The organism is Alteromonas ponticola, assembly GCF_012911815.1.
GTDB classification, from domain to species: Bacteria; Pseudomonadota; Gammaproteobacteria; order Enterobacterales; family Alteromonadaceae; genus Alteromonas; species Alteromonas ponticola.
Genome location: NZ_JAATNW010000018.1, coordinates 1 through 725 on the forward strand (window position 1 = coordinate 1; position 725 = coordinate 725).

Below are 725 nucleotides of genomic sequence, written 5' to 3' on the forward strand. Positions count from 1 at the left end.
GCTATCCTGGTTGTAGCAGCGACTGACGGCCCAATGCCTCAGACACGTGAGCACATCCTGCTTGGCCGTCAGGTTGGTGTACCTTACATCATCGTATTCATGAACAAGTGTGACATGGTTGACGATGAAGAATTACTAGAATTGGTAGAAATGGAAGTTCGTGAACTTCTGAACGAATACGAATTCCCAGGTGATGACCTGCCAGTAATCAAAGGTTCTGCACTTAAGGCGCTTGAAGGCGACGAAGAGTGGGAAAAGAAAATTGTTGAGTTAGGTGAAGCACTTGATTCATACATCCCAGAGCCAGAGCGTGCAATCGACAAGCCGTTCATTCTTCCAATCGAAGACGTATTCTCAATCTCAGGTCGTGGTACTGTTGTAACAGGCCGTGTTGAGCAAGGTATCGTTAAAGTTGGTGAAGAAGTAGAAATCGTTGGTATCAAAGATACCACTAAGACGACTTGTACTGGTGTTGAAATGTTCCGTAAGCTGCTTGACGAAGGTCGTGCAGGTGAGAACGTGGGTGTACTACTACGTGGTACTAAGCGTGATGACGTTGAGCGTGGTCAAGTACTGGCTAAGCCTGGTTCAATCACTCCACACACCAAGTTCGAAGCAGAAGTATACGTACTGAGCAAAGACGAAGGTGGCCGTCACACGCCATTCTTTAAAGGCTACCGTCCACAGTTCTACTTCCGTACAACTGACGTAACGGGCGCGGTACA

The 725-nt window shown here is 47.4% G+C and carries 1 protein-coding gene; it reads left to right on the forward strand.

What is annotated here, in order from left to right:
• A partial coding sequence (locus tag HCJ96_RS16165) for an elongation factor Tu (RefSeq protein WP_169212119.1) occupies positions 1-725 on the forward strand: 725 nt, incomplete at both ends.